Source organism: Grimontia sp. NTOU-MAR1 (assembly GCF_035758505.1).
Lineage (GTDB): Bacteria > Pseudomonadota > Gammaproteobacteria > Enterobacterales > Vibrionaceae > Enterovibrio > Enterovibrio marinus.
The window spans coordinates 944,413-970,698 of sequence record NZ_CP142109.1 but is presented as its reverse complement, the minus strand read 5'-3'; the positions used below and the strand labels follow the sequence as shown (position 1 = coordinate 970,698).

Below are 26,286 nucleotides of genomic sequence, written 5' to 3'. Positions count from 1 at the left end.
CGAGGAGTACTCTTTCTATTTTCGTAGAACTTAACGAAAACGTGGGTACATTAAGGGCCTCCCTTCGGTCGAGATTCCTTCACCCCAAGGTTGTTTGGGTATATGCCCAAATAGCAGGCTCAGGGAACGCCACCAACACGGTTAGAACGGCTTAATGTATGCAACTCACTTGAGTGCTCTGAAGATTTTGCGCGTGGCTCCATTTTTACCTGAACATTGTGTGTCTTAATTCCAGCTGCTTGGAATCGTACAGCAATCCCCGTGCGAATATCACTGGCAAGGTTCCAAGCCCTTGTCGCGGAATTTGTCCAACCTGCAACCCAACATTGGTAGGCATCTTTATCAAGGTTCATCACCCAAAAATCTGGTGATTCTTGGGAGATAAAATGCTTGCTGCTCTGAACGGACTCAATGGCCATTTGCCGCACAAGCTCTAAATCATTTTCGTAAGAAGTGTAAAACTCCACATGCACCCAGATATAAGTGTCGTTATAGGTAAAACTCTCCAGCTCCAGAGAGAGCATTTTGCTGCTAGGAATAATTAGTCGCTTCCAGTTCCAGAGCTTAATAATCGTGTGGTTAAGGCTAATGTCTTCCACCGTTCCATATTGATCTTCAATCACGACCGTATCTCCGACACGGATCGCTTTGGAAAGAGAAAGTACGACGCCCGCAATAATATTTTCAATCACAGGTTTTGCGGCAAAGCCGAGAACGGTGGTGGAAACAGCAACCATTAGCGAAACCATTGCTGCTGGCATCGAATTCAGAAATGGCAGCGATAATGCGAGACCTAACACGATAAAGATGAAGAAAAAGGTGATCTTTCGGATAATCGAAAAACGGTTTTCGATTTTTTCAACTGCCGCATCAATCTCCCCAATCTGACCTTCTGCTTTGGGTAAAGATGTCTGAACACTGTTAAAGTTTTTTAAACGTCTTAAACGTCGTTCTCTGCTCGATTTTGACTTTAATAAGGCAGACGTCGCCCACAAAATAACAGCAATCCCAACCACGCTAACCGTGCCTAGGTAGATGTAAAGGTTATCTATGACCATATCCTTTCCTTCCCCGCTGCTGTGCATCGAAAACTGTTTAGGGTTTTGACCTCGCTACGTTGACCCCATTGACCCAATGATGGTTTAGCGCACTAGTGCTGGAAACCCTGCTTTTGAAAACGTGCATTCCATTTGCCGTCGTTTTCATTTTCACAATTTTCTACCGAATCAAACGTCACGTGCTTACCAATATCTTTCACTTTGATATCAATAGACGCCAACCTTTCTTTGATAAGGCAATGCATGGCGTTTTGATTCGCTTTTAATAGATTCAATTGCGTGTCGAAAACGCAAACAATGGCAAGTGAATGAGGGAAGCGGTCATAGTTTGCAAAGTGGGTAAGCCACTCAAAACCCTCTTGCTCAGACTGAGCAATGTCGCAGACTTGTGTGAGTGCCAATCTCAGCGCGTTATCGATTTTCTTATCCGTTTTTCTCACGTCCCTAACCTTTCAATTTTAATAGTGCACTTACTGATTTACTGCATGGTAAGTAGTACGGATATCAAACGCCAGTACCCCCCCCATTCAAAAGCGTGAGTTCCAATTAACGGACACGTTAGAGATAGCGTTTAAATACATAAAAGCCGCTGATTTTCATCAGCGGCTTGTCACTCGACAACGAAATCCACGTTGGTGTTTTTCTACTCGGATAGTTCAATTCTTGAAGGCTTAGTATTGCTCATCAATCAAAATCAAAATCAGACACGTATTTTTGCTTGAATTGTTGCAAACTCTCACCGGTATCGCTCTTAACTTCATCGTGAGTGGCACGGCTATCCATAGGCATCCAACCGTATGGGTTGTTGTCGTACATTAAGTTCACATGGCGACACAGACCGAACAGGTTGTTGTATATAGAGTGTTCATTGACCCCAAACTCATTAAGCTCTTGAATAATTTTAACTTTGAGATCTGGCATGATCGGAAGCTCAGTCAACGCAGCATGCATTCCTTCTTCCTCCTCCAACGCCGTGAATTGAGGACGGCCCTGAATAAGGGTGGAAGCATGCACAGTTAGCCGTTTGTTTTTGTCTGCGGCTTTTCCGTAAACAGGCATGATGTGTGTTTGTGTAATCGCAAAGGGATCATCGTCCATACCCAGTTGTGGAATACTCTCCGTGTTCAGTACATAAACAAGAGGCTGAGATCCTGAACTATGACAGGCGTACCATAGCGCCTCGTAAGGGTTAATCGTCCAGTCCAACAAACGGGTTTCCAAGCCTGCGTTGTGCGCTTTCATCAGTAAGTGGCATGTCGAAGGGTTATCAACATCGATATAGTCCCGGCCGTACTCCGCGATATGCGCGAGCATCTTGGCTTCCGTTTCTACGGTTTTGGTATGACCCCGAGCCGCCTGAGGGAGCAATTTGCAGCGGATATTTGGCTGACCTCGAAACAGCATGGTTTTGTTAGTTTCGGTGATATTTTCAACCGCTACCGTAAAGGCAGACAGTGAGTCTATATAGTTAATATGATTCATAATTTCCTCGCATTGGAGTAGCCAACTGAGCTGTTTATCTCTTTTTGTACGACCGTCACCGCGATAACGTTAACAATGTCATCCACGCTGCAACCCCTCGATAAGTCATTCGCTGGTTTTGCCAAGCCTTGCAACAAAGGACCAATCGCAACCGCTCCTCCAACACGCTCTGCCAGCTTGTAGCAAATGTTGCCCGCCTCCAGGTTAGGGAAAATGAGGACATTCGATTTCCCTTTTACGTTGGAATTAGGCAGTTTCTTCTTCGCGATATCCGCGACAATCGCCGCATCCAATTGGATATCTTCATCGATAGCAATGTCCGGCAACTGCTGCTTTACCCGTTGAGATGCCCTGACGACCTTGCTGACCGATTCGTGCTCTGCGCTGCCGCTGGTTGAAAAAGACAACATGGCGACTTTCGGTTCTTCCATGAGTAAGGTTTCTGCATTCTTCGCTGCTGCAATAGCAATGCTCGCCAGTTCTTCGTCGGAGGGATCAATCACCAGCCCACAATCTGAAAAAATCAGTCCTCCTTTCAAGGTGTGGAAGGGCTGGCACAGCATCATCAGAAAGAAGCTGGACACAATCGTGCTGGTGCCATCCAATCCAATGATTTGTATTGCGCTGCGAACGACATCTTTCGTCGTGTGCACAGCGCCAGCGACTGAGCCGTCAGCGAGTCCTTTGGCCACCATAAGGTTGGCAAAATTGAGTGGCTTAAGCGTCTCTTGCAACGCCTGCGCAGGCGTGATGCCTTTCTTTTCCCTAAGCGCGAGATACAACTCCGACAGAGAGGCTGTGAGCGGGCTGGATTGAGGTTCTATCACCTCAAAATCATCAAGTTGAACGTTGGCTTCGTCTGCAGCCAGTTGTAGTTTCTCTCTTTCGCCAACCAGAACGACTTTTGCAATCCCACCTTGTTGAGCCTGAGCGGCGGCGATGAGAATCCGTTTATCATCGCCTTCACACAGCACAATTTTTGAGTCCAACTTCTTCGCTTTCTCAATAATGTTGTTTAACGCTTTCATCACTTACTGCTCTCTTAACGTCACTTTTCAAAACCCAATATCCCTATGGGATTTCATCCGAATATCTCTAAACAAAGCTTTCGTTTGTCTACTCCTCTTTATCAGCCCACCAGCGAAGGAAGCCATAGGGTGAGTTGTGGGAAGAAGGCAATAACAAACACGCCAAGCACAGAGGCAAAAACGAAGGGATGAATTCTTGAAGTAATTTGCTCGACGCTCGAACCGCCGATACCGGACGCGACAAAAATGTTCTCTCCCAATGGCGGCGTCGCAAAGCCAATGGATAAGGTACAAATCACCACGATCCCAACATGCGTTGGATCCGCGCCTAGCATGTACATGATGGGCAGTAGGACAGGCACAATGATCATTATCGCCGCCAGCGTTTCCATAAACATGCCGATAAAAAGCAGTAACATGATGGTCAATGCCCAAACCAGATACATGTTGTCCGTGACACTCAATAGCGCATCAGCCACATGAACCGGAATTCGCTGCTCGATAAGAAGACGCCCGAAAACCGTGGCAGCGAAGAGAATCAAAAGAACACGGCCGGTTATCCATGTTGTGGTGGTCAAAGACTTAAGCACATTCCTAAATTTCAGTTCTTTATGTAAAAAGAACCCCACAAATAGCGAGTAGAAAATCGCCACCACCGCCGACTCGGTTGGCGTGAAAATGCCACTATAGATCCCGCCCAGTATCAGAAATGGCGCAAGAATCGACCAAACACCCCGACGCAACGAGTGGTTGATGTCAGGAAGAGACCAGGACTCCATCAAGCCTTTGTAGCCACGACGTTTTGAGATGTAGTAGTTGGTCAATATCAGGGTTGTCGCCATGATCAGTCCGGGAACAACACCTGCAATAAACAATTTGGGGATGGAGACAGTATCAAACTCGCCATGCAGGGATATCGCTTCTGGCGGTGCCATCAACCCCATCGCAGAGATACCAAAGATGACAATAGGTATGGACGGAGGAATGATTATTCCTAAGCCGCCGCTTGCGGCTGTCACCGCTGACGCGTAGCTCGCTTCATATTCGCGTTTCACCATAGCAGGGATCATCAGCATGCCCACTGCTGCCGTGGTCGCTGGCCCTGAACCGGATATCGCACCGAAGAAAAGACAGGCAAAAACCGTTGCAGCACCAAGTCCGCCTGTTACCGGGCCTGCCATGTTTTCTGCAATATCGACCAATCGGCGTGATATACCAGAGGCTTCCATCAAGGCTCCGGCCAAAACAAAAGATGGCAGAGCCATCAGTGGAAAGTTCCCGACAGACGTGAATGCGATTTGCACCAGTGCAATAGGGTTTTTATCCAAAATCAGGTAGGCCGCCATCGATGCGCCAGCCAAAGAAACGGTGATAGGTGCCCCAAGCACCAGCAGAACTAAAAAACCACCAAATAAAATGAGTGTTAAATAGGCTTCCATAAGGTTGAATCCCTTCTCGCTATCTTTTCACCGCCGGGCCTATGGCAGCTTGGGAATATCCATCTTTTTTTCGCTGAGCTTGCGGATCTCTTCTGCCTCTGGGTCATCGTGTTCAATACCTTTTAAGCGATCGATGACATTCCATAGAATCCGTATCGACATCAGCAAAAACGCGATGGGCAAAATCATGTAGATGTACTTCATTGGGATACCGGTGGTTTGAGACTTCCAAAACAAGTTCATCTTGTTGAAAACAAAGTCATAACTCAGGTAAACAAAATACAGATTGAAAGCAATCCAGAGCAGATCGGCGATCGTCTCGCAGACAGTTTTTACGATGGGTGGAAAGTAGTTAAAGTGGAAAGAGACTCGGTTATGAGCAGACATTTTTGCTGCGACAACAGCACCTAAATAGGTAAACCAAACGAATAAATAGGTCGCGACTTCATCACCCCAAGGAATGGAGTATTGGAAAAACTGTCTAACCAAGATCTGCGTAAACAAAAGCGTGACAAATACCGCCAGAAACAAGCAGCAGATGTATTCTTCAATCCTGTTTAAGTGACGACGCACTGTTAACATTATCGACATGCTCTTACTCTCAACGTTCAGGCTTCAAGGGTGAGTTCAATAGCTAACCCGTCGGACACGTTCCGTGCCCGACGGGTATTTCGATTATCGACCAAGCTGTTTCAGTGCGTTATCCAGTTTTTCTTTACCACCGATACTGCTGTAGAACTTCGGCCAAACAACAGTTGTTACACTCTCAATCCATTCCTTCTCGTTATCAGCCGGTTCGGCGATTTCCATGCCTTTTGCTACCAGCTCTTTCTTGATGCGATCTTCGGTATCTTTAAGAAACTCAAAGCTATGTACCGTCGCTTCCTGACCCGCCTCTAAAATCGCCTTTTGCATTTCTGGTGATTGGTCCTGGAAGACCGACTCACTGATGATAAGGGGCTCCATCGAGAAGATGTAACGGATATTGGTCACGTACTTCTGTACTTCATTGAATTTCATGGCAGAAATAGTGATGTAAGGATTGTCCTGACCATCAACCACACCTTGCTGGAGGCCGGTAAAGGTCTCTGACCACGCCATGGGTGTAGGGTTAATACCCAGCGCCTGATAGGAAGCAATCATGATTTCATTTCGGGGAACGCGGATCACCAGACCTTTTAGATCTTCAGGCGTTTTGACAGGGCGTTTAGAGTTGGTGAGAACGCGGAAACCTGAATACGCCCAACCAACAATTCTGACGCCTGCATCACGAATGGTGTTTTCCACAAGCTCTTTACCAATATCGCCTTGCGTCAGTAGTCTCGCCTCTTCAGCTGACTGAATCACATAAGGCATCGTCAACAGGCCAACAGTGGGAGAAAAAGGCGTCACGTTGTTGATGGCCAACACAGAGAAATCAAGCAAGCCGATAGCTGCATTGTTAACTGTGTCTTGCTCGGTACCTAACTGGCCATTAGGAAAGAGGTCAACCTTAGCTTTACCACCCGTTTTATCACTGAGTTTTTCAGCAAACGTTTTACCCAGTTCCCATTGTGTACCACCAGCAGCATCACCCAACGCCATTTTGAATGTTTGAGCGTATAACTGCGGAGTGGTCAGCGCCATGCTGAAAGCGGTGACAATAGCGAGGACGTTACTACGAATTAATTTCATGATCTTAACCTCTTTAATTAATGTATTGGTTCTGACTTTCCTCGGGTGCTAGCCACCCAATGCAGGCGGCAAAACGTTGCTCTAGATTTCGGTGTTATTGTCCCAAACCAACTGAATTCTCCGTTTACAGCTGGTTTGGCGTCATGCTTGGCTCCATCAAGCAGTTGCGCTGCAGCGAGCGCTTATCACTTTTTGATTTAAATACATGGGCCTATATCGCTAGAACACTTCGTCTTTTAAGTGATACCAACGGTATAGGAATCGCTGCCCCAGCCGTCGAAACGGCGCAAAATGTTCAGATTCAATAAGCTCCCTCACATTTGGATAAGGCAACCTTGACTGGAAAATAGGAAGATTGAGGTCTTTGGTATCCCCTGCAATCCACTGTGCTAACCGCTTGCCAGCTTGCGCGGAATACATCACGCCATTACCGCCATAACCCAACGCGTAATAGAGGGTCTCAGATTCGTTGGGTTGGAAAATTCTTGGCATCATGTCATGGCTCACATCCACCCAACCCCACCATGAGTAATCGATACTAATGCCTTGCAAAGCAGGGAATTTTCGAACCATGTCCGCGTATAGCTTGTCCTCATACTTCTGTTTTGGCGCATCGAACCCCGTAATGGCGCTACGCGAGCCAATTTGTAGCCGGTTATCAGGAAGTAACCGGTAGTAATGTCGAAGAACACGGGTGTCTGTGAGAATCTGAGTTGTTCTGAAATTGCATGCCTCAATTTCTGAGGGTGTTAAAGGCCGGGTTACCATGGAATTAGACAATATGGGCAACAGACGGTTTTTCAGCTGAGGATGCAGCGATTGAGAGGTGTAACCCCCCGTTGCGATGCCTACACTTTGCGCTTTTACCGTACCATGCGGTGTTTGAAGGTAGTGGATACCCTTTCGTGTTTCCCACCCGGTCACTGGGCTTGCAGGGTGCACTTTCACGCCTAGAGCCCGTGCCTTCTTCAAATAACCAAAGGCCAGCTTGCCTGCGTGTATGCCAATACCCTCAGGTTCATGCAGTGCCCCTGCTGCTTCTGCATCGTTGACGTATTGCTCTTTGACGGTCTGGGCATCAAAAATTTGAGCATCATAATTAAACGTTTTACGAAGCAGTTGCGCCTCTTTGACTAGCCCTGGCATCACCTTCGCACGGTGGGCAATATAGAGATGTCCGCCTGGCTGGGGATCACAATCGATGTCTTTGATCAGCGATTTGAACGTTTCCATGCCATCTACACACTCTTGATGCATGCGAAGCGCCGTATCTAACCCCCACCGCTCTATCCACTGTGAGCGCTTTAGCCGGCCAGAAGCGCATTGAGCCTGACCGCCATTTCTGGTGCTGCACCCCCAACTGGTACGGTTAGCCTCTAGAACAGTCGCTTTAATGCCATAGTTTTCTGCCAGAAAAATAGCAGCGGTCAGTCCGGTAAACCCCGAACCGACGATCACCACATCGGCATCAGTATCACCGGGCAGCGGGCCATCGTCTTTCGGTGGCGTACCCGCCGTACCAATCCAATATGAAGGAGAATAATCCCTACCCTTTCCTGGCGTCGCATCCACAAGGGGATCGTAGGCGGGATCATAAGCATCAACTGCTGGCGTCGGGGAGCGGGATAGCTCCTTTTCGACACCAGATATCTCTTGAGTGGCTGATTCCATTGCTTGCTCCGATATCAATTGCTAAAACAATCAAACCACTAAGGCAGGTCTGTCTTTGCGGAAGGCATTTTTCACTGCAATCTTGCCGTCACGGAGCGTAAACACATCCACCATGCGCGCTTCTATCAGGCTGCCATCAGGCTTTGTTGCACAGAAAGTAGACTCAGTGATGGCTTTGCTCCCGGATAAAATCGTGTGCTCTGCATCTTTCCAACACACATCAGGAAAGGTTTTCCACACTTGCTCAAATGCATCGCGGACGGCATCAAACCCTGAAATAGTGGTGCCTTGCAGTTCACTACCGGCTGCCGTAAGAAAAACGCAGTCATCCGTCATAAATGTCATCAGTGCTTCAACATCATGGTCATTCCACGCTTTCGAAAACGCGTCCAAAAAATCGGTGGTGATGGAATCCGGTTTTACCTGAGTCGTAGGGTTGTTCACGTTAAAACTCCTTTTCATCCGCGGTCAGCGCTTTAAGCTGAACCTTGTTATTTTTGAAATCTGTCTCGGGTTAATTTTTAAGAGAGGTCTGGCCGAGAGCACTCAGCCAAACACTCACTCTTTATTTAAAGAATTTTCCTTCTCGGTGCTGTCGACTTCGCGACACGCGGTTAAACGTAATCCTGATACTTTTCTAGGAAGCGAACAGGTGTAGAAAGCGCATCACGACGGAATGGGTCTCCCAACTCTTGGGTACACATGATTTCAATCACGGTGGTTTTCCCTTCGTTCATTTGTTTGTCGATGGCTGCTTTGAGTGCTGGGCCAACATCTTCCAAACGATCTACAGTGATACCTTCCGCCCCCATCGCACGTGCAATTTCTGCGAAGCTTTGGTTATCCAATTCGCCCGCCACAAATCGACGGTTGTAAAAATCAACCTGGTTCTTCTTCTCTGCGCCCCATTGACGGTTATGGAATACCACTGCGGTGACTGGAATGTTGTGTCGTACACAGGTCATGGTTTCAACCAGGCTCATTCCCCACGCACCGTCACCAGCGTAAGAAATAGCGGGTCTGTCTGGTGCTGCCATTTTGGCGCCAATAATGGTTGGGAAAGCGTAACCACAGTTACCGAAGCTCATTGCCGCGAAGAAGCTGCGGGGCTTTTCGAATCTTAGGTAGCTGTTAGCAATGGAGTTGATGTTGCCAATGTCAGTAGAGACCATGACATCCTCAGGCATGGCTTTTTCAAGCTCGCGCAGGACTTGGCGCGGATGGAGGTATTCGCCACCGGAAAATGGCGTTTCATTCGCGTTGTGCTCAATCATATCGAGGCTGAAAGCGTCTTTTTCATGCGTCCACTCATCCAGCTCTTTTTCCCAGGCATCTTTTTCCTGTTTCATGATGCCAAGACGCTCTTCTTTATTGCTGTCACAAGCCAGCGCTCGGCTACTTAACCGTTCAGTCAGTGCCACCGCTGCCGCTTTCGCATCACCACAGATACCGACTGAAATTTTCTTCACCAATCCCAGCATTTTGTTGTCAGCGTCAATCTGGATGATTTTGGCGTTCTGCGGCCAATAATCGAGACCGTGTTGTGGCAAGGTGCCAAATGGCCCCAGACGGGAACCCAAAGCAATGACAACGTCTGCTTGCGCGATCAATTTCATCGCCGCTTTTGAGCCTTGGTAGCCCAGTGGACCGCACCATTGTGGGTGCGAAGCAGGGAAAGAGTCATTGTGCAGATAGCTGTTTACCACTGGCGCACCTAAACGCTCAGCCAGCGCTTTACACTCTTCTACAGCATCAGCCATTACCACGCCGCCACCGGAAATGATCACAGGGAACTTGGCTTCTGCGAGAATATCAGCAGCCTCATTCAAGCTTTTCTCACCGCCAGGACCACGGTCTAAACGGGCAGGTTTTGGAATTTCACAAGTGATTTCACCATAGAAATAGTCGCGCGGAATATTCAGTTGCGTTGGGCCCATTTCGCTCATGGCTCTGTCAAAGCAGCGTCCTGTGTACTCCGCCATTCTTGCTGGGTGAGTGACATGTCCTTGGTATTTAGTAAATTCCTGAAACATTGGCAGCTGATTACACTCTTGGAATCCGCCCAACCCCATGGTCATGGTTCCTGTTTCCGGTGTAATCATCACCACTGGGCTGTGTGCCCAATAAGCCGCTGCTATCGCAGTCACACAGTTACTGATCCCTGGGCCATTCTGTCCAATCACCACCCCATGATTCCCTGATACACGTGAGTAACCATCTGCCATGTGCGCTGCACCTTGCTCATGAACGACCGGGATCATTTGAATACCCGCAGGCGCGAAGATATCCATCGCGTCCATGAATGCAGAGCCCATGATGCCAAACATCGTTGTGACGTTGTTTGCGACCAGTGTTTCCACGAATGCTTCTGATGGCGTCATCTTGGTTGGACCTTCAACAACAGTGCGCATCGATGATTCACTCATAACGTTCTCCTTGCTAAATTTCATATTATGGAATTAAATGTTTCGTTATACGGAATTTGAAATTTAGTTAATGACATGTTTTGGGATTGGTCAACCAGAAATTTAAATAATGGAATTTTTGATATCGAAAGTCTCACCAGCGAGAAATCACCTCGTTGGTAAAAACAAGACATAAGAAGGCTCGCTAAAGGCTTAATAACGGAGGAAAAATGGAGAGGACGATGATGCAAGGACCCGATATCCAGGTGTCGGCCAAAGAAACATTCGGTATCGATACAGGGTTAGTTGTACCCGCTTTTTCCAGCACCAGCGAGCTGGTGCCCAAAATCGACCCTGACTATGTCTTCAATCCAGAAGTGACCACTGCGATTCTGGCGGGCTTTGCTCACAACCGAAGAACACTGATTCAAGGGCTACATGGCACGGGTAAATCCACACACATTGAGCAAGTTGCAGCCCGGCTTAACTGGCCTTGCATGAGGATTAACCTTGATGGGCATATCAGTCGATTGGACTTGGTAGGAAAAGATACCTTGGTGATCCGAGACGAAAAGCAGGTCACCGAATTCCAGGACGGTATTCTGCCCTGGTCTGCGGCCCGACCGATTGCGCTGATCCTCGACGAATATGACGCCGGCAGACCTGATGTCATGTTTGTTATTCAGCGCTTACTTGAGAAAGAGGGAAAGCTTGTCCTGACTGATAAAAACCGGGTGATAGAACCTCACCCTTCATTCCGCCTGTTTGCCACAGCCAACACAGTCGGTTTAGGCAATTTGCAGGGCCTTTATCATGGCACTCAGGTATTAAACCAAGCCCAGATCGACCGATGGAATCTGGTTGTCACACTCAACTACCTTAAGCCAGAAACAGAAGCCAAGATTGTTCTTGCGCGTGTCCCATCAAAAAACACAGAACGCGGACGAAAGCTGGTGGCTCAAATGGTCGAGGTAGCCAACCTGACACGCAAAGCGTTTTCAACCGGTGACATATCAACCTTAATGTCGCCACGAACCGTTATCACGTGGGCAGAGAATTGTGAAATATTCAGTGACCCTAGAACTGCCTTCCGCCTCACCTTCCTCAATAAATGTGATGAAGCTGAATGGCCAATCATCAACGAGCTTTATCAACGCTGTTTTAATGAGGAAATCATAGAGGAAAACTCCGCTTTAACGGGTGCTGAAAGATGAGTCGCGCTCACCACCCCGAGCCCGCACCTTTTACCCGAGCCCAGCAGCGCAGACGGGAACTGACTCTGGCAACCATCCGATCGGAAACGGGCAACCCGGAGCTCAAACTTCGTGGTGAGCGTTTTTACAATGGAGCGGTGTATGTGCCGATCTCGGCCGCTCACTTACAGGCTCATGATCTTTACCATGATGCGCAAGCACAGCGCGGGCGGGCTGATTCAATTTCAGCGCGTCTATTATTCAGCGATCCTGATGTTCACCGCTCAACCATGCCTGCAGACCCTGTCGCGGGCATGCTGTTTGACCTCCTGGAACAATTTCGCACGGAAGCCCTTCTCTCCAACCATCACCAGCCCGGCACGCAACAAAATATTCGCCATCGGTTTGACGCTTGGAGCAGGCTCGCATTGCACGCGAATCTGATGGAATCAAAGCTCGGTATCTTAATTTTCACTGTGATACAGATTGTCCGTTCACGCCTGTTTTCAACGCCCATCGACCAAGAAATTGAAGACTTAATAGAGGCGACACGCGCCGGTATCACACCCAGTCTGGGTTCTGAACTGGCAGGTCTTCGTCGCAATAAAGACCATCAAACATTTTACGGCCGACACGCTCTATCACTGGCTGAGAAAGTGTCCAACATGGTGAGTGAGTGTGAGAACAATGAAGATGACAATGAAAGGAGTGAGCAGATCCTCAGTGCTTTTCCCCTGTTACTCAGCACGGATATAGAAGCCGACAATACCTACTCCTCAGTCACAGGGGGAAACAGCAAATCATTGGAAATGCACCGCCTTCAATATCAGGTTTTTAACCGTGAATTCGATGTCGAGGTAGACGCATCCAGCTTGGTGAGAAAAGTGCAACTCGCAGAATTTCGCTCACATCTTGATAAACGCTTTCTTCATCTGGGACTCAACCTTCGGGAAATATCCAGACGCCTACTGCTTTGTTTGAACCAAACAACACGGGACGGTTGGCAATTTGAGGAGGAGGAAGGTTACATCGATGGAAGCCGCCTTCCACAGGTTGTCTCATCGCCTATGGAAAGGCGCGTATTTATCAAAGAACACTTCGTTGAACGTCCTGATAGCGCTGTCACCATACTGATTGACTGCTCAGGTTCGATGAGGCAACACATGGAAAACATTATCCATCTCGTTGATGGGCTTGTCAGGGCACTAGGTATTGGAGGCGTACCTACTGAAGTTCTGGGATACACAACCTGTGCTTGGAATGGCGGACAGCCTTACAAAAAATGGCTAATGACAGGCAAGCAAGCCATGCCCGGCAGAATAAATGAAGTGTGCCATTTAATTTTCAAAGATGCAGGAACACATTGGCGTCAAGGCTCTAAAAACCTGGCGGCATTGATGAAGGGAGATATTTTCCGTGAAGGTATTGATGGCGAAGCGATTGAATGGGCATGCGCAAGGTCGCATCAGATAGACACCTCGAGACATCTATTGCTGGTGATATCTGATGGCAGTCCGATGGATACCGCCACTAACCTGACCAATGACGACTTCTATTTGGATAACCACCTCCAGCAAGTCATAGCAAGCCGAGAAAAACAGGGGGATATCATCACTGCTCTGGGTGTTGGTGTAGACCTTAGCCGCTTTTACCCACTCAATTTAACCTTAGATATCGACTTCCAACCTGATAGTGCGACGTTCAAGGATGTCACTAGAATGATTGCCGAATCTATGACAAGAACTTATGGCAAACAGAGGTAATAAAAACCCGTGGTTTAGTTGCCAGAGCCGAAACGATATGAATGCCAGCAAATTTTACTTTTCAAGATGGTTTGTTGTCATTTTCCAGAGTTCTGATATATATGGCGAGCAGGGAGTAAGGAATAACCATGAAAAATAAGAACAAATCTGACTTGGCTGTTGTGGACGGCGACACGCCAACATTACGTCTATTTTCATTGCTGGAACTTATCGCTAAAAAAGATGAATTTTTCTCGCTACAAGATCTCACCGAAGAGACCAACATCCCCAAGCCATCACTGCATAGAATGCTTCAACAGCTGGAAAGTGCGGGTATCATCCAGCGCGACGGTGACGACAGACACTATGGCAAAGGCGCAAGACTGCGTCATATGGCAGAGAATGTCTTGCTCAACTCCACCACGCACAGCGCACGACACAACCTGTTGAGCCAATTAAGGGATGAAGTGGGTGAAAGCTGTAACCTGACTTCTCTGTCCGGCGGTGAGGTCATTTACGTAGACCGCGTTGAAACGGAAGCCCCATTGCGTTTCCATTTACATCCAGGCTCCCGAGTTCCCGTGCACTGCTCAGCAACCGGTAAACTGTTTCTGGCCAATATGACCCCTTCTCAGCGCCGCAGACTGCTTGGTAATTCTGAAATGACCGCCTTCACTGAGAAAACGATCACTGATCTGGCTTCTTTGGAGAAAGAGTTGGAAAGCGTTCGAGCCTGCGGTTACGCCATCGACAACGAAGAGTTCCTACCAGGCCTGCTGTGTGTTGCGGTTCTTGTGCCCTCCAACCGCGGAAAGTCCAATCTCGCTGTCGCCATTCAGGCACCTATCATGCGACTCAAAGCCGACCAAGCCTTACATTTCCTGCCAGCACTGCAAAGGGCATCTCTCGCGTTTGCGAAGATAGAAGAAGAAAGCTGGGGTGAAGATTCTTGATGCTACCGTTACACACCAAAAATACCAATATTCCAACTAATTGCCGATCCTAACGACTCCCCGTTGAGGAGTCTGAGGTTGGCCATTCGATATCTTCCATTGACGTGATATCGAAAGCTCTTGAAAAGAACTCTCTTCTCAAAATAATAAGAATAACAATCAGGAAAACAGCATAGAAAACATAAGGATGGATAATCCAAGCCAGTGAGGATATTCCAAAGTAATAAGCTCGCACACCATATTGAAAGTGGTAAGAGGCCAGCACGCTCATTTCAGAGAGTTTGTTGACAACGAGGCTCGTCGCTTTTGAATCCTTTTCACTTGGCTCTGGCGCTGACCCCAGCATAAGCAAAGAGTTCGCGTGTAAACCCATAGACCACGCAAATTCAAAAAACGCAATCACCATGATAATCAACAAACTCGTTATTTTTAAAACCACTGCCTCCTCTGTCGTACCATTCAAGTAAGAAAAAGAGTTTAACTTTTCAGTGATTGAGTGGCTTGCACCTAACAGCGCAACTAAGCCGCTAATAACAAAAACGGTCGTTGTAGCGAAGAAAGACACATTGTGGATCAGTCCTCGCACCAAGCTGACATCCGTAATTCTCTCATGGCGCCAGAGCATCTGGGTTGCCCACGCTTTTCTCCACAACATCATTTGGCTGGAAATATTCTTCCCAAAAATCGCTTTACTTATAGGCTCATAAAGAAATAGAGACAAAAAGAGAACAACAAGTGCAACCAAGTCTCCGTCGTTCAGCTTTAGTAAGAATTCACTCATTCTCTGCCACCCATCACGCCTTTCATTCTTTGATCGCATCTGACCAGGCTGACATCACCTCTGTGATACCAGCATTCTCGAGTTGGCCACCTACAACCTGACTCGAAATGATGCTTGGGCAAGCGAAGTTGAACGGATATATCGTCCTCGGGGCTAATTTGACCTGTTGTATTGTTCCCCTCAAATCTTCAATGAGGCTTTCTTCCATTGTGTCATCCACAATCGTGAGCTCACTGAGGCTGATATCTATCCTTGGCATACACATCGCTTTCTCTATATCCATCTTGTAATCCAAGATAAACGAGGAAAGTTGCGCTACAGCAGGCATGATTTTACGTCCACCCGATGCGCCTAGCGCAAAGTAGTGACCATCGTTGCGTTTGAGAATGGTGGGACACATATTCGCCAAGCATTTTTTGTCCGCAGCGAGCGAGTTTGGCTTATTAGGTTCAGGATCAAACCACATGATCCCATTGTTCATAAGAATGCCACTGTCTCCCAACATCAACTTGGAGCCAAAAATGGAAAGCAGTGTCTGCGTCACCGATACGCAATTTCCCTCAGAATCAACAACGTTAAAATGTGTCGTGCAACTAGGTGCTACTTCCTTACGTTCATCTCCCATAAAGCGGTAGCGCTCTTCGTTCGCTAACCTAATGGCAGTGTCGTAGACCTTGTAGGCTTTTGAGTCAGGAGAATTGCCCTCTGGCTGCCAATTCTCCATCAGTGAAAAAGTGCGTTTTAAGGTTGGACCGGCAGTCATTGACGGCGTACCAAATATGGTATGGTCACGATAACTGTATTTATCCGCAGTCTGCAGAGTGGCTGTGTAACTTTCAAAGTCTTCCAAACTATGCCTGCCCCCTGCTGCAGCGAGTTCTTTGACAATAGTTCTTGCTAACTCCCCGCGGTAAAAACTTTGATGGCCTTCTTCCGCTATGGTTTCCAACGTTTTAGCCAGACGTGACTGATCGCAGACGTTTGATGAATGAGACGTCCACGCTGAAGATTTAGGGAAAAGACCAGAATCCAAAAACGTCTCCGCGGACGCTTTAAACGGCACCAGATCTTTGGCGACGGAAGAAATAACTAACTGTGCATACCAGTCAACGACCAGTCCTTTCTTAGCAAGGTCTATGGAAGGCTCAATGAGTGCTTTCCAGGGAAGAGATGAAAAGTGCTCAGCAGCCAACCCCATTCCAGCGACTTGGCCAGGAATAGCAACCGCGAGCGCCCCCGTCACATTTCTGTCTTCATGGACGCGAGTCCAAGGAAACAAATCTGTCGCTGAACCTTCAACAAGCGGATAATCTTCGACGTTAAGATTCTTAGGGGACTTCATACCGAAGTTGATCACCTTAACTTCGTCAGTTTTAGCTAAACGAATCACCATAAAGCCTCCACCACCGATACCGCTCATCCAGGGCTCCGCGACGCCTAGGGCGAACGATGTGGCTATTGCCGCATCCACTGCGTTTCCGCCTTTTCTTAGAACCTCAGCACCAATTTCTGACGCAATACGGCTTTGTGACGTCACCACACCTCGGTGCGTACGAACGACTTTCTTCTTGATATTCCACGAGGATGATTGAGACAAACTCACTGTTAAACTCCATTTTTATTCGTATTACGACGGAAAATCACCACCGCAGATATGACTGATAAAGCTAAAAACAACACAGAAAGTGGTGTAGAGACGAAGATGAGCCAGTTCCCTTCAGACAGGGTGAGCGCCTGACGCACTGCTTGTTCGCCCACTGGCTCAAGAACAAAGCCAATCATCATTGGGGCAAGGGGAAAATCGAGCTTTCGCATGACGTAACCCAGCAAGCCGAACCCCAACATAATCCAAAGATCGACCGTGCTGTTGTTGAACCCATAAACGCCAACAACACAAAACACAGCGATGATGGGCAGCAAGACACTTTGGGGTATTCTCGTAATCTGAAAAAATAGCTTTATCGCGACCTTACCAACAAGAGGTAGAAACAGTGATGCGATAAAAAGCACGACGAACAGTGAATAAATCAACGAAATATCTTCACTAAAAAGCGCAGGCCCAGGCGCCAAGCCATGTATCAGGAAGGCTCCCATCAGAACAGCGGTTGTCACATCTCCTGGCACACCTAATGCGAGCAGAGGAATCAAAGCACCACCGCAGGTAGCATTGTTCGCTGACTCTGCGGCAGCGACTCCCTCTAACTCTCCTTGGCCAAATTTCTCAGGTGTCGCCGATTTCCTTTTTGCCTCAGAATAGGACAGAAACGCCGCGGGCGTTGCTCCCAACCCGGGTATCGCCCCCAACACAACACCAATGAATGAGCCTCTACAGATGGTCTTCAAGCTCCCCCTGATTTGTAACCATGAAATAGATGAACTGGCTTTGCTGTTGGCTTGTTTCGCTGTCTGTTTCTCAACCAAATTTTCTGCCTGGATCAGAAGCTCAGAAACGGCGAATAAACCGATCAACATCGCCATAAGCGAAATACCATTCATCAAATTGACGTTATCAAAAGTGAATCTTGGGGTGGCTACCATCGGGTCTAGTCCGACGGTTCCAAAAAGAAACCCGAGTGAAGCGGTAATTAGACCTTTGGAAAGTGAATTACCCGACACCCCCGCGACAACAAGAAGCGCAAAAAGTACTAGGGTTGCGAACTCCGGCGGTCCAAAATTGGTTGCCAGCTTAGCAAGAGAAACAGCGCCCAAAACCAATATGACAGTGGCAATAACATCAGCAATAACGGACGCCCATAGCGCCATTCCCATCGCCTCGCTTCCTCGTCCTTTTTGAGCCAAAGGATAGCCATCCAGAACAGTCGCCGCTGCTGCAGGAGAGCCTGGTGTATTTAATAGAATGGCGGGGATACTCCCCCCGAAAAGGCAACCTTTATAAGCCCCTAACAAAACACAAAACGCAGTTAGAGGGCTAAATCCATAGGTCAGTGGAATAATCAACGCAATACCCATGGTGCCAGTTAGCCCCGGGATTGCCCCCATAAAGATGCCAAATGCAACACCAACAAAAATAGCGACAAGATTAAGTACAGAAAAAACTGAAACAACAGATTGAAGGATCTCGCCTTCCATACCACCCTCCTTGGTTTAAACGGACATTCCCAGTCCAATGACAAACAGTGCATAGAGCGCGAGAGTGACCAGAGCCGGTATGATGATTAGCGTCGCTGGTCGTCGTACTCCATTGATGAGAAAGAGCAGAAACATCATTGCTGATACAGAAAGGATGAAGCCGTATGTTTCAAACACACTGATAAACAGAACTATCACAAGGACAGTAAGAAGAGGTCGCAACCAAGTCCTAACACTCTGCTTTGGAGCTGCAGTTTCGTGCTCACCAGCGGCTTTATCAAAGCTGCTGATAAACAGAAAAACTGCGCCAATACCAACTAACGCACAACCAAAGTATGGGAAGAACCTCGGTGACAACGCGATAGATTGAGTATCTTCAACCTGCCCTGGTATTAATGTGGCACCTATAAACACAGCAATAATGGCAAGCATCACTGCTGACAATCTGTCCTTTGATTTTTGATTCATCATTCCTTCCTGAATTCCTGCTCTACTCTTCCCGCTCTCAATACTGGGCTATTTCCCTAGCCCAGAGAGCTGAATGATTTCGCCTTGCTTGTGGAACGTCTCTGTCACGTTCTCCTCGAATTTCTTCGCGTCGAGATAGTTCACCTGCATAGCCAGTTTTTCGATAATCTCCTTGAAGTCCCCGCTTTCTGTCGCAACTTGTATTGCGCTGGCAAGTTTCTCTACCACTTCATCAGGAATCCCTTTTGGACCCGCAATACCCAAAATAGAAGGCGCGGAGATGTCGTAACCTGCATCAATCAAGGTGGGCACATTTGGGAACTCAGCCATTCGCTTGTCTGTAATGATTGAAAGGAGTTTAAATTCACCAGAACGGACTTGAGGCAGCCACTCCGTCGCTCCAGCCATCAAATCAACATGCCCACCCAAGAGTGCCGTAACACTTGCTGCACCACCTTTAAACGGGATCGCCTTCCATTTCAGCGACTCTTGTTGCGCGAGACGCTCCATAGCAAGGTGTTGTGGAGTACCGGCACCAGCAATGGCATAACTCACTTCGCCCGGATTTTGCTTCACATATTCAACAAGCTCTTGAATAGATGAGTACGGCGCATCCTTGGGGGCCACTATTCCAAGGTTCCATTGGGCAATTTGAGAGATGAAAGAAAAGTCGTTTAAAGGATCGTAAGGCAGGTTTTGCATATGGGGAGATAGTACTGCCGCGCCTGTCGTCAGTGTGAAAATTGAATATCCGTCAGGGCGTTGCGCTTTCGACAACGCAGCGGCGACAGACCCGCCACCTCCCGGCTTATTGATGACGGTAACTTTTTTACCAAGACTTTTCTCAAGTTCGGTGGATAACACGCGCGATACCGTATCCGTTGTTCCACCGGCTCCATAACCAACGGTTAATTTGATTGTTTTCTTTGGCCATTCAGCAGCTTGAGTAAAGCTAGCGACAATAGAAAGCACAGCAAAAAGCGTAGCGAATAGATACTTCATGATATTTACCTCCATATAAATATTGCATTGCAATACTTTGTTGTGTATTGTGTTACTTCGTTAACAACCCTATAACGATCAGGTTACGATCGCAAACCAGATCTTGTGTTCTAATGTCTTATTTCTGAGGATTTAGAGGATGGAGAATCGCTTATTTGTTGGCTCAGTTAAGAAAGCCTTTGAAATTATTGAAGCTTTTGATGTGACCACGCAAAGCATGAGTTTGACCGAACTTGTTCAGGTTACGGGGATGGGGAAAAGCGCAGTCCAACGATATGTTTATACCCTTGAGGAGCTGGGATACCTGACGAAAAATCCAACCTCAAAGCGATATGAGCTCTCCTTAAAAATGCTCCTTCCAGCAAGTAGTTACCTTAGTCAGAACAATCTGGTGAGCGCCATCAACCCACACATTATCAATCTGCGTCAGAACCTGGATGCGCGCGTTGGCGTCAGTGTCTACCATCAAGAAAAAGTGGTTTATCTCATTCCGTTACAAAGCATCACCGAAGCCTATCCCAACGATTATCCGGGCTTTACTGTCCCCATTTACTGTACAAGTTCAGGCAGAATTTTCCTTTCCACTTTTGATGATAATAAGGTCGACTCTATCTTGGAGAAGGAAATCAAAAGACCATTCACGCCCCTGACGATGACAAAGGAAGAAGACATTAAGAATGAAGTGCAGAAGTTTAAGCAAAATGGATATTGCATAACCAATCAAGAGATAAGTCACGGAAAGATAAATATTTCTGTACCCATACTGAATTACGACAAAGAAATAATAGCCTGTATTGTCGCCATATTTAAAACGAGCGAATGGGATGAAAATCGCTTAATCAAAGAGGTTTTCCCTAAGATTCAGGAGGTAGCCTCGTTCATCAGAGTTCCATCAAGATAGAGTAGTAATAGCCAAATGATATGGAAAAGCTGTTCTATAATTCTGCAAGTTTAGCTTCAACGAATTAGGCTCAGTATCTCTTTAAATTCAGGCTCCCGACAATCTTTCACCAGTTCATAAAGACACATTTCCAAACCTGTGATTTCAACACCACTTTTCTTTAAACGATCGATACCTAGCTGCACATTGGAAGAAAGACGAGAAGAAACACAATCACTGACGAGCTCCACCTTGAACCCTAAATCAGCCAGCCCTTTTGCCGTTTGATAGACACAAATGTGTGCCTCGATACCACAAACTAACCAAGAATCCACATTCAACAAGTTAATAGCTTCTAGAAAGTCCGGGGCATCACACGCATTGAAAGTAAACTTTGGTATTGGATGGATTCCATCTAGGTAAACGCTTAGCTCTTCTACCGTGCGACCTAACTTTTCCGGGTTTTGTTCAAGTAGAACAATGGGTAAGTCGAGAGCTCTGGCCCCTGCAATCAATTTTCCACAATTGGAAATTAGCATCTGACTGTGATGTACTGTACGAGCTAACTTCCCCTGAATATCAACAATAATCAGTCCCGTTTTCTTCCGTGATAACATGTCAACGCCTCTAGTGTGATGATGCTGAGTCTATGCTATTGGATTGGGTGTTCCATTAGCGCCATCCCCGCTGATAAACGCCATCCAGACCCGCGAGCAGGGCGTTTGACTTTCAACAGCACTCAATCAAAACTGAACATGCTTTCAAGATCATGTCGAGAGTAGGCTTTAAACGCCAGCATAGTATCCGTTTTTACGATCCCATCAATCTTAGCCATTTGCTCTGTAACAAGCCGCGATAGATCATCGGCTTGCTTCACTCTGACAATCGCTATCAAATCATAAGCACCGCTGACAGAAAAGACTTCGGACATTTCCTTTAGGTCCGCCAACTGTTCAGCCACAGTATTGATTTTATCGCGTTCAACATTGAAAAAGATGATTGACGTAAGCATGAGACTATCTCCTGTTTATTACCGCCACTTGCTGACGGCGTTGTGGTGTATCGTGACGACTCCTCAAGAGAGTAGCTTTCCACAACCTGGAACCTTCGCTTCCAAACCCAAGTTAGTAAGAATTTGATGTGTTGTCGCCACTGCTGCTGAAATAACGGGTATCCCACATTCATCTTCCACGATTTGTATGGCAGCCAACGATGGCATTTGGACACACGCCGACAAAACCAATACATCAATCCCTGTCAGGTCAAGTCTTTTATATATATCGACCAGATTAAAGGGGTCTTGTGCAGCAACTTCAAGATTATTGGGGATTTCAAGTGAGATGGCATCGTGCACTTCGATACCTTCATATTCAATGTAGTCGCAAACCAATTTCGTCAAAGGTTTCATGTAGGGCGTAATCAATGAAATTCTTTTTGCGTCCATCAGCTTTAAGCAATCTATCAGTGCGCCAGCAGAGCTTACAATGGGAGTTGGATAGCCGTTAGCTAGGGTGACTTCATGCAGCCTTTTCTGGCTTTCACGATGATAACCATTGCCTTGCGCCATAATGGCAACAAGGCATGCATATCCCATGACATCAACATCGGCATCTGACAACTCCAATGCACACCGGTCGCTGTCACTGTCCATTGACTTGAGCTCCTCCGGCGTGACGTGCTTCATTCTCATTCGACTGGAATGGAAAGAAAATGTCTCCGGGTAAAATTTCTCCCTTACCCTCAACATTGCAGGAATTTCACGTTCCATCGTGAGGTTAGAGCTGGGGACAATTTGCCCAATTTTATACGTCCTGGTCATTATACCGCTCCAATGTTGATCACTGGGTTCCTAATTACCCCTATGCCTTCGACGCCGCACTCAATAACGTCCCCCGGCCACATCCATTCTTGTGGGTCGCGCCCTGCCCCAACCCCGGACGGCGTCCCGGTGGCAATGATGTCTCCGGGCTCTAAGGTAATACCGGTCGAAATATCGGAAATCAGCGTGGGTATATCGAACAGTAAATGGCGTGTATTAGAGCGCTGCTTTTCCTCTCCATTTTTGGTCAGCCATAAATCGAGATTGTGCGGATCTTCGATAGCATCCGCCGTCACAATGCAAGGCCCCATTGGCGCATAAGAATCTTGCCCTTTAGAAAAAATCCATTGTCCGGCTCTACGGTTATCACGAGCGGAAACATCGTTGAGCACGGTGTAACCAAACACGTAGCTCATCGCATCTTCTTTTGTAATACGCGTAGCTCGCTTACCGATAACAACCGCTAATTCGACTTCCCAGTCCAGTTGCTGGGTCATCGCGGCGTTATGTTGGATGGGTTCACCTGTCGCAATAACGCTGGTGGGTGGTTTTGAAAATACAACCGGTTTTTCCGGCAAATCTTTAGACGTATCCAGCGATTTTGCCGACTCAGCGACATGCTCCACGTAATTCAGACCGATGCCAAAGATGTTCTTTCTCGGCTTAGGGATCGGTGCCAATACAGTGACATTTTCTATGGCAGTGGCGATACCTGGCGGCCGAATTGATTCTGTATGCTCTAACGCCCGGCGAATTGCCGCCACGGCGTCCTGACCTTGATCGATCAATCCAAGCATATCCTTGGAAAAGGTCTGCCCGAATGCATCTCCCAATCTTTCAACATCCACGACCATATGGTCTACGACAACACCCAAGCGAGCTTCAGCGTGTGGCCCGTTTCGATAAGTAATAAGTTTCATTTACACATCCTTCGTGATTTGAATATATACAAACTGAGCTATCAGATACTGAAAACAACTCTCTGGCTTTACGCCTGGATAAGTTGATGCCCATTGTTATCAACCAAGGCTTGCTCCACATAAAAGCCCAGTTTTTTGATGGTTGGTAAATCATTAAAAGAAAACAGACAGGCATCTTCCGATGAAGACGTATTGACGTGTTCGTGCCACATCCATGTCGGTACACAGAAAATGTCTTTCTCTTTCCAATCAAACCGCTGCCCATTGATAATTGAATATCCAGAGCCTTTGGCTACTTGGTAAATGATGTTACCCGTGTGGCGATGCGCTTTGGTGTGCTCAGACGGTCTCAAGAGTTGTAAGCTAGCCCCCATGGTCAGCATGGGATCGCCCCCAGTTTGAGGATTGACATAGCGCATAATAACCCCGTCATAGGGTGAGCCATCTGTGACTTTTGAGTAGTTCAACAGCGCTTCGTAGCTTTGATCCCACGAATATTTCATTAACGGGGAATAAGGTTTATCCCACTTATCTAACTCTGGTCGTAAACCCGGTGCGCCATAGGTCAGCGGGCTGTCATTTTCTGGCAGGGTAACTGTTTGGTATCCCTCTGGGTGAACAGCATAGAAGTTGGACTCCAGCACGTTGGTTAAAGGAATATCTAGTCCGTCTTGCCATATACTGGTTTCCCCATCTTCGGAGACACCATGCTCATGCCATGTCCCATTTGGGGTAATGACAAAGTCACGCGCACCAAGGTCGATTTTATGACCATCCACAATGGTATAAGCACCTTTGCCTTCCATGATAAACCTTAACGCTGAGGCCGCATGTTTGTGTGCGCCTGCCCTTTCACCGGGTTGCATGACTTGCAAACCGGAAAACAGCCAACCACAGGCAGCACTGACGTCTGTCCGTTTGGGATTTTTCAAATACACCACACGTCTACCAGCATCTTCAGGGCTCACTAAATCCAGTGATTTCAATACCAGCTTTCGGAGTGCTTCATTTCGCCAAACCACAGGCTCTGATAATGCTTTAGGCTCCCAGGGCTCAATCGCATTGGCGACTTTCCAAAATGCCCCAGTGTGTACCCCTTCAAGTTCGGAGTAGTAATCCTCCAGAACCTGGTTATCTTTCACTCTTGACCGGCCAAGTTGGTCATCAGAGCGATTCTGGTTGCTGCCAACGCTATCCTTTACATTGTTCATACTGCTCACCCTCTGTATGCGTAATGCCCTGTGCCGACTAACGTTCTTGAGAAGCCTGAGCGTCGGAAGGCTCATCTTTCGCGATCTCTTGATTGTCTGATTGACGGATCGGGTGTTGCTTGGTGCGATTGACCGTCAGTTGAAAAATATCGAACCGGTTGTAATGCCCAACAATGTCATGCATTTGCTTTGGCTGAATACAGCGTGTCAGGTCAATATCGGCATATGCAATACCTTCCTCATCAATCAACTCATCGCCGACTGATCGACCATCAGGACCAATGACGCCCGAGTAACAACTGGATTTTCTCTCCATCAGCTGGCGAGCATCAGGTCTGATTTTCTCCATCTCTTCGATGATTTCTTCGGATATGGTTGAGGTGGAGACAACGGTGAACACCTTGCCTTCGAAGGAATGCGACATTGCCCTGAGCTTGATGGCTTCGGCCATGTCATAGTCAGCAGGCGCGACAGGCAGAGAGATGTAACTTGCGGTGTGAACCAGTTCACCCTGCGCCAATAAACTGTAACGCGCCAATGTGTTGGTGTTCTCTCCGCATGCCAGGCCACCGAGTGGGCCAATGTCGGTGTCGTATACCGTCAAGCTAGCGCCGTCACCTCCCGTCCATGTGAGTTTTTCGGCCCATGTGGGAACCAACTTGCGATGTTTCCCCATGATCTGACCTAGCGGGTCAATAAAAACCAGTGTGTTATATAGGGTACCTAATGATGTTTTTGAACGCTCATTGACGCCAATCACTACATACACATTGCAGGCAGCAGCAGCAGCGCACACTACATCAATCTCAGGGCCAGGCACAAAGATGGAGGCTTTCACCAGCTTTTCGAACCATTCACTGCCGGTAACAGGATCCGTGATCCAGTTCCAATAGGGATAACCGGGCACGAATGATTCAGGAAACACCACCAGCTTTGCACCATTTTCCGAGGCTTTTGAGATGAGTTGGGCTGCTTTTTCTACTGTGCCATCTGCGTCAAGAAATACGGGGCTCGTTTGCACAGCAGCGGCTCTGAATGTTGGAAATTCTTTCATTTCACCTTCTCCATGTCAGGCGACAACATCGATGTGATTTTTTCGCGAATCGCATCATCCCACTTACAGGATTTTCCCCCTGAATCGACGTTCACCAGCGTGAGAGATGACGTAAAACGTTCTTCGCTATTGCACATGGCGATAACAACAACGCCCATACTGGAGTGACCAAGATGCGTCGGCTCAAGCAAAATCTGTAAACAATCCCCGTGCCTGCTGGGAGAATGAAAGCGGGTACTGATCTCGGCTGTTGGTAAGCCACCGTTTTTTAGCAGCTCTTCAAATGGCCGCTGCAACACGTCGGAGAAAAACATCTCCACAACGTCATTTATCATTTCAAAATACCGGGGATAAAAGACAATTCCAGCCGGATCACAGTGCTTAAAAAGTACTTTCTGTTTGATTATAAAAGCCAT

Annotated in this window: 26 protein-coding genes; 4 read left to right on the top strand and 22 right to left on the bottom strand. The window is 47.4% G+C overall.

Annotated elements, in window-relative coordinates:
- Nucleotides 1-119: 119 nt before the first annotated feature.
- The 10 genes from VP504_RS22340 to xsc all read right to left on the bottom strand — a co-directional run bounded on the left by VP504_RS22340 (nucleotide 120) and on the right by xsc (nucleotide 10,778).
- On the bottom strand, nucleotides 120-1,058 hold the full coding sequence (locus VP504_RS22340; protein WP_325894259.1) for a mechanosensitive ion channel family protein: 939 nt from the start codon (nucleotides 1,056-1,058) through the stop codon (nucleotides 120-122).
- A 92-nt stretch (nucleotides 1,059-1,150) separates the two neighbouring features.
- The gene (locus tag VP504_RS22335; RefSeq protein WP_325894258.1) at nucleotides 1,151-1,498 is read right to left on the bottom strand and encodes a hypothetical protein; all 348 of its coding nucleotides are present in this window, start codon (nucleotides 1,496-1,498) and stop codon (nucleotides 1,151-1,153) included.
- Nucleotides 1,499-1,742: 244 nt separating this feature from the next.
- Entirely contained in the window at nucleotides 1,743-2,540 is a 798-nt protein-coding gene (locus VP504_RS22330; RefSeq protein WP_325894257.1) for an FRG domain-containing protein, read from the bottom strand.
- Nucleotides 2,537-3,568 (bottom strand): phosphate acetyltransferase, encoded by a 1,032-nt coding sequence (pta, locus tag VP504_RS22325; protein WP_325894256.1) that lies wholly within the window; start codon nucleotides 3,566-3,568, stop codon nucleotides 2,537-2,539. Before pta ends, VP504_RS22330 begins: the two co-directional genes overlap by 4 nt.
- A 101-nt stretch (nucleotides 3,569-3,669) precedes the next feature.
- Nucleotides 3,670-5,007: a TRAP transporter large permease gene (locus VP504_RS22320; protein WP_325894255.1), complete on the bottom strand. Its 1,338-nt coding sequence runs from the start codon at nucleotides 5,005-5,007 to the stop codon at nucleotides 3,670-3,672.
- A 39-nt stretch (nucleotides 5,008-5,046) separates the two neighbouring features.
- Nucleotides 5,047-5,598: a TRAP transporter small permease gene (locus tag VP504_RS22315; protein WP_046303200.1), complete on the bottom strand. Its 552-nt coding sequence runs from the start codon at nucleotides 5,596-5,598 to the stop codon at nucleotides 5,047-5,049.
- Nucleotides 5,599-5,682: 84 nt separating this feature from the next.
- Entirely contained in the window at nucleotides 5,683-6,681 is a 999-nt protein-coding gene (locus VP504_RS22310; RefSeq protein WP_002538703.1) for a TRAP transporter substrate-binding protein, read from the bottom strand.
- 219 nt (nucleotides 6,682-6,900) lie between these two features.
- Nucleotides 6,901-8,352 (bottom strand): FAD-dependent oxidoreductase, encoded by a 1,452-nt coding sequence (locus VP504_RS22305; protein WP_325894254.1) that lies wholly within the window; start codon nucleotides 8,350-8,352, stop codon nucleotides 6,901-6,903.
- A 30-nt stretch (nucleotides 8,353-8,382) separates the two neighbouring features.
- On the bottom strand, nucleotides 8,383-8,814 hold the full coding sequence (locus tag VP504_RS22300; RefSeq protein WP_325894253.1) for a nuclear transport factor 2 family protein: 432 nt from the start codon (nucleotides 8,812-8,814) through the stop codon (nucleotides 8,383-8,385).
- A gap of 152 nt (nucleotides 8,815-8,966) precedes the next feature.
- Nucleotides 8,967-10,778 (bottom strand): sulfoacetaldehyde acetyltransferase, encoded by a 1,812-nt coding sequence (gene xsc / locus VP504_RS22295; protein ID WP_325894252.1) that lies wholly within the window; start codon nucleotides 10,776-10,778, stop codon nucleotides 8,967-8,969.
- A 209-nt stretch (nucleotides 10,779-10,987) separates the two neighbouring features.
- Between xsc and VP504_RS22290 the strand changes: the two genes are divergently transcribed.
- The 3 genes from VP504_RS22290 (at nucleotide 10,988) to VP504_RS22280 (ending at nucleotide 14,645) form a co-directional block, all read left to right on the top strand.
- On the top strand, nucleotides 10,988-11,971 hold the full coding sequence (locus VP504_RS22290) for an AAA family ATPase (protein ID WP_325894251.1): 984 nt from the start codon (nucleotides 10,988-10,990) through the stop codon (nucleotides 11,969-11,971).
- Entirely contained in the window at nucleotides 11,968-13,713 is a 1,746-nt protein-coding gene (locus VP504_RS22285) for a cobaltochelatase CobT-related protein (RefSeq protein WP_325894250.1), read from the top strand. Before VP504_RS22290 ends, VP504_RS22285 begins: the two co-directional genes overlap by 4 nt.
- 128 nt (nucleotides 13,714-13,841) lie before the next feature.
- On the top strand, nucleotides 13,842-14,645 hold the full coding sequence (locus VP504_RS22280) for an IclR family transcriptional regulator (RefSeq protein ID WP_325894249.1): 804 nt from the start codon (nucleotides 13,842-13,844) through the stop codon (nucleotides 14,643-14,645).
- Nucleotides 14,646-14,694: 49 nt separating this feature from the next.
- Here VP504_RS22280 and VP504_RS22275 read toward each other — a convergent pair whose 3' ends face one another.
- The 5 genes from VP504_RS22275 to VP504_RS22255 are packed head-to-tail and all read right to left on the bottom strand — an operon-like array spanning nucleotide 14,695 to nucleotide 19,986.
- Complete coding sequence (locus VP504_RS22275) at nucleotides 14,695-15,426, bottom strand: DUF599 domain-containing protein (protein ID WP_046303207.1); 732 nt, start codon at nucleotides 15,424-15,426, stop codon at nucleotides 14,695-14,697.
- Between the two features lie 22 nt (nucleotides 15,427-15,448).
- Nucleotides 15,449-17,029 carry a gamma-glutamyltransferase family protein gene (locus tag VP504_RS22270; RefSeq protein WP_325894248.1) on the bottom strand — a complete coding sequence of 527 codons (1,581 nt, stop codon included), beginning with the start codon at nucleotides 17,027-17,029 and terminating at the stop codon, nucleotides 15,449-15,451.
- Nucleotides 17,030-17,031: 2 nt separating this feature from the next.
- Complete coding sequence (locus VP504_RS22265; protein ID WP_325894247.1) at nucleotides 17,032-18,516, bottom strand: tripartite tricarboxylate transporter permease; 1,485 nt, start codon at nucleotides 18,514-18,516, stop codon at nucleotides 17,032-17,034.
- Between the two features lie 15 nt (nucleotides 18,517-18,531).
- Nucleotides 18,532-18,987, bottom strand: a complete 456-nt coding sequence (locus VP504_RS22260; protein ID WP_325894246.1) for a tripartite tricarboxylate transporter TctB family protein — start codon at nucleotides 18,985-18,987, stop codon at nucleotides 18,532-18,534.
- Nucleotides 18,988-19,032: 45 nt separating this feature from the next.
- Entirely contained in the window at nucleotides 19,033-19,986 is a 954-nt protein-coding gene (locus VP504_RS22255; protein WP_325894245.1) for a tripartite tricarboxylate transporter substrate binding protein, read from the bottom strand.
- Between the two features lie 139 nt (nucleotides 19,987-20,125).
- On the opposite strand from VP504_RS22255, the gene VP504_RS22250 reads away from it, so the two are divergent.
- Nucleotides 20,126-20,887 carry an IclR family transcriptional regulator gene (locus VP504_RS22250; protein ID WP_325894244.1) on the top strand — a complete coding sequence of 254 codons (762 nt, stop codon included), beginning with the start codon at nucleotides 20,126-20,128 and terminating at the stop codon, nucleotides 20,885-20,887.
- Nucleotides 20,888-20,943: 56 nt separating this feature from the next.
- On the opposite strand, the gene VP504_RS22245 is transcribed toward VP504_RS22250, so the two are convergent.
- From VP504_RS22245 to VP504_RS22215, 7 genes are all read right to left on the bottom strand, one after another.
- A complete protein-coding gene (locus VP504_RS22245; protein WP_325894243.1) occupies nucleotides 20,944-21,483 on the bottom strand; it encodes an isochorismatase family protein in 540 nt (179 codons plus the stop codon).
- A 122-nt stretch (nucleotides 21,484-21,605) separates the two neighbouring features.
- Nucleotides 21,606-21,878 carry an Lrp/AsnC family transcriptional regulator gene (locus VP504_RS22240; protein ID WP_062706848.1) on the bottom strand — a complete coding sequence of 91 codons (273 nt, stop codon included), beginning with the start codon at nucleotides 21,876-21,878 and terminating at the stop codon, nucleotides 21,606-21,608.
- Nucleotides 21,879-21,941: 63 nt separating this feature from the next.
- Nucleotides 21,942-22,685 carry a maleate cis-trans isomerase family protein gene (locus tag VP504_RS22235; RefSeq protein ID WP_062706850.1) on the bottom strand — a complete coding sequence of 248 codons (744 nt, stop codon included), beginning with the start codon at nucleotides 22,683-22,685 and terminating at the stop codon, nucleotides 21,942-21,944.
- Nucleotides 22,685-23,605, bottom strand: coding sequence for a fumarylacetoacetate hydrolase family protein (locus VP504_RS22230; protein ID WP_325894242.1), 921 nt, complete (start codon nucleotides 23,603-23,605; stop codon nucleotides 22,685-22,687). The genes VP504_RS22235 and VP504_RS22230 overlap by 1 nt, the downstream gene beginning before the upstream one ends.
- 68 nt (nucleotides 23,606-23,673) lie before the next feature.
- Nucleotides 23,674-24,816 (bottom strand): cupin domain-containing protein, encoded by a 1,143-nt coding sequence (locus tag VP504_RS22225; protein WP_325894241.1) that lies wholly within the window; start codon nucleotides 24,814-24,816, stop codon nucleotides 23,674-23,676.
- 37 nt (nucleotides 24,817-24,853) lie between these two features.
- On the bottom strand, nucleotides 24,854-25,870 hold the full coding sequence (locus VP504_RS22220) for a carbon-nitrogen hydrolase family protein (protein WP_325894240.1): 1,017 nt from the start codon (nucleotides 25,868-25,870) through the stop codon (nucleotides 24,854-24,856).
- Complete coding sequence (locus tag VP504_RS22215; RefSeq protein WP_325894239.1) at nucleotides 25,867-26,286, bottom strand: acyl-CoA thioesterase; 420 nt, start codon at nucleotides 26,284-26,286, stop codon at nucleotides 25,867-25,869. The genes VP504_RS22220 and VP504_RS22215 overlap by 4 nt, the downstream gene beginning before the upstream one ends.

Bases quoted from the DNA above. Each gene is read 5' to 3' on its own strand.
- VP504_RS22340 (WP_325894259.1), bottom strand. From the start codon at position 1,058: ATGGTCATAGATAACCTTTACATCTACCTAGGCACGGTTAGCGTGGTT.
- VP504_RS22330 (WP_325894257.1), bottom strand. From the start codon at position 2,540: ATGAATCATATTAACTATATAGACTCACTGTCTGCCTTTACGGTAGCG.
- pta (WP_325894256.1), bottom strand. From the start codon at position 3,568: ATGAAAGCGTTAAACAACATTATTGAGAAAGCGAAGAAGTTGGACTCA.
- VP504_RS22320 (WP_325894255.1), bottom strand. From the start codon at position 5,007: ATGGAAGCCTATTTAACACTCATTTTATTTGGTGGTTTTTTAGTTCTG.
- VP504_RS22315 (WP_046303200.1), bottom strand. From the start codon at position 5,598: ATGTCGATAATGTTAACAGTGCGTCGTCACTTAAACAGGATTGAAGAA.
- VP504_RS22310 (WP_002538703.1), bottom strand. From the start codon at position 6,681: ATGAAATTAATTCGTAGTAACGTCCTCGCTATTGTCACCGCTTTCAGC.
- VP504_RS22305 (WP_325894254.1), bottom strand. From the start codon at position 8,352: ATGGAATCAGCCACTCAAGAGATATCTGGTGTCGAAAAGGAGCTATCC.
- VP504_RS22300 (WP_325894253.1), bottom strand. From the start codon at position 8,814: ATGAAAAGGAGTTTTAACGTGAACAACCCTACGACTCAGGTAAAACCG.
- xsc (WP_325894252.1), bottom strand. From the start codon at position 10,778: ATGAGTGAATCATCGATGCGCACTGTTGTTGAAGGTCCAACCAAGATG.
- VP504_RS22290 (WP_325894251.1), top strand. From the start codon at position 10,988: ATGGAGAGGACGATGATGCAAGGACCCGATATCCAGGTGTCGGCCAAA.
- VP504_RS22285 (WP_325894250.1), top strand. From the start codon at position 11,968: ATGAGTCGCGCTCACCACCCCGAGCCCGCACCTTTTACCCGAGCCCAG.
- VP504_RS22280 (WP_325894249.1), top strand. From the start codon at position 13,842: ATGAAAAATAAGAACAAATCTGACTTGGCTGTTGTGGACGGCGACACG.
- VP504_RS22275 (WP_046303207.1), bottom strand. From the start codon at position 15,426: ATGAGTGAATTCTTACTAAAGCTGAACGACGGAGACTTGGTTGCACTT.
- VP504_RS22265 (WP_325894247.1), bottom strand. From the start codon at position 18,516: ATGGAAGGCGAGATCCTTCAATCTGTTGTTTCAGTTTTTTCTGTACTT.
- VP504_RS22260 (WP_325894246.1), bottom strand. From the start codon at position 18,987: ATGATGAATCAAAAATCAAAGGACAGATTGTCAGCAGTGATGCTTGCC.
- VP504_RS22255 (WP_325894245.1), bottom strand. From the start codon at position 19,986: ATGAAGTATCTATTCGCTACGCTTTTTGCTGTGCTTTCTATTGTCGCT.
- VP504_RS22250 (WP_325894244.1), top strand. From the start codon at position 20,126: ATGGAGAATCGCTTATTTGTTGGCTCAGTTAAGAAAGCCTTTGAAATT.
- VP504_RS22245 (WP_325894243.1), bottom strand. From the start codon at position 21,483: ATGTTATCACGGAAGAAAACGGGACTGATTATTGTTGATATTCAGGGG.
- VP504_RS22240 (WP_062706848.1), bottom strand. From the start codon at position 21,878: ATGCTTACGTCAATCATCTTTTTCAATGTTGAACGCGATAAAATCAAT.
- VP504_RS22235 (WP_062706850.1), bottom strand. From the start codon at position 22,685: ATGACCAGGACGTATAAAATTGGGCAAATTGTCCCCAGCTCTAACCTC.
- VP504_RS22230 (WP_325894242.1), bottom strand. From the start codon at position 23,605: ATGAAACTTATTACTTATCGAAACGGGCCACACGCTGAAGCTCGCTTG.
- VP504_RS22225 (WP_325894241.1), bottom strand. From the start codon at position 24,816: ATGAACAATGTAAAGGATAGCGTTGGCAGCAACCAGAATCGCTCTGAT.
- VP504_RS22220 (WP_325894240.1), bottom strand. From the start codon at position 25,870: ATGAAAGAATTTCCAACATTCAGAGCCGCTGCTGTGCAAACGAGCCCC.
- VP504_RS22215 (WP_325894239.1), bottom strand. From the start codon at position 26,286: ATGGCTTTTATAATCAAACAGAAAGTACTTTTTAAGCACTGTGATCCG.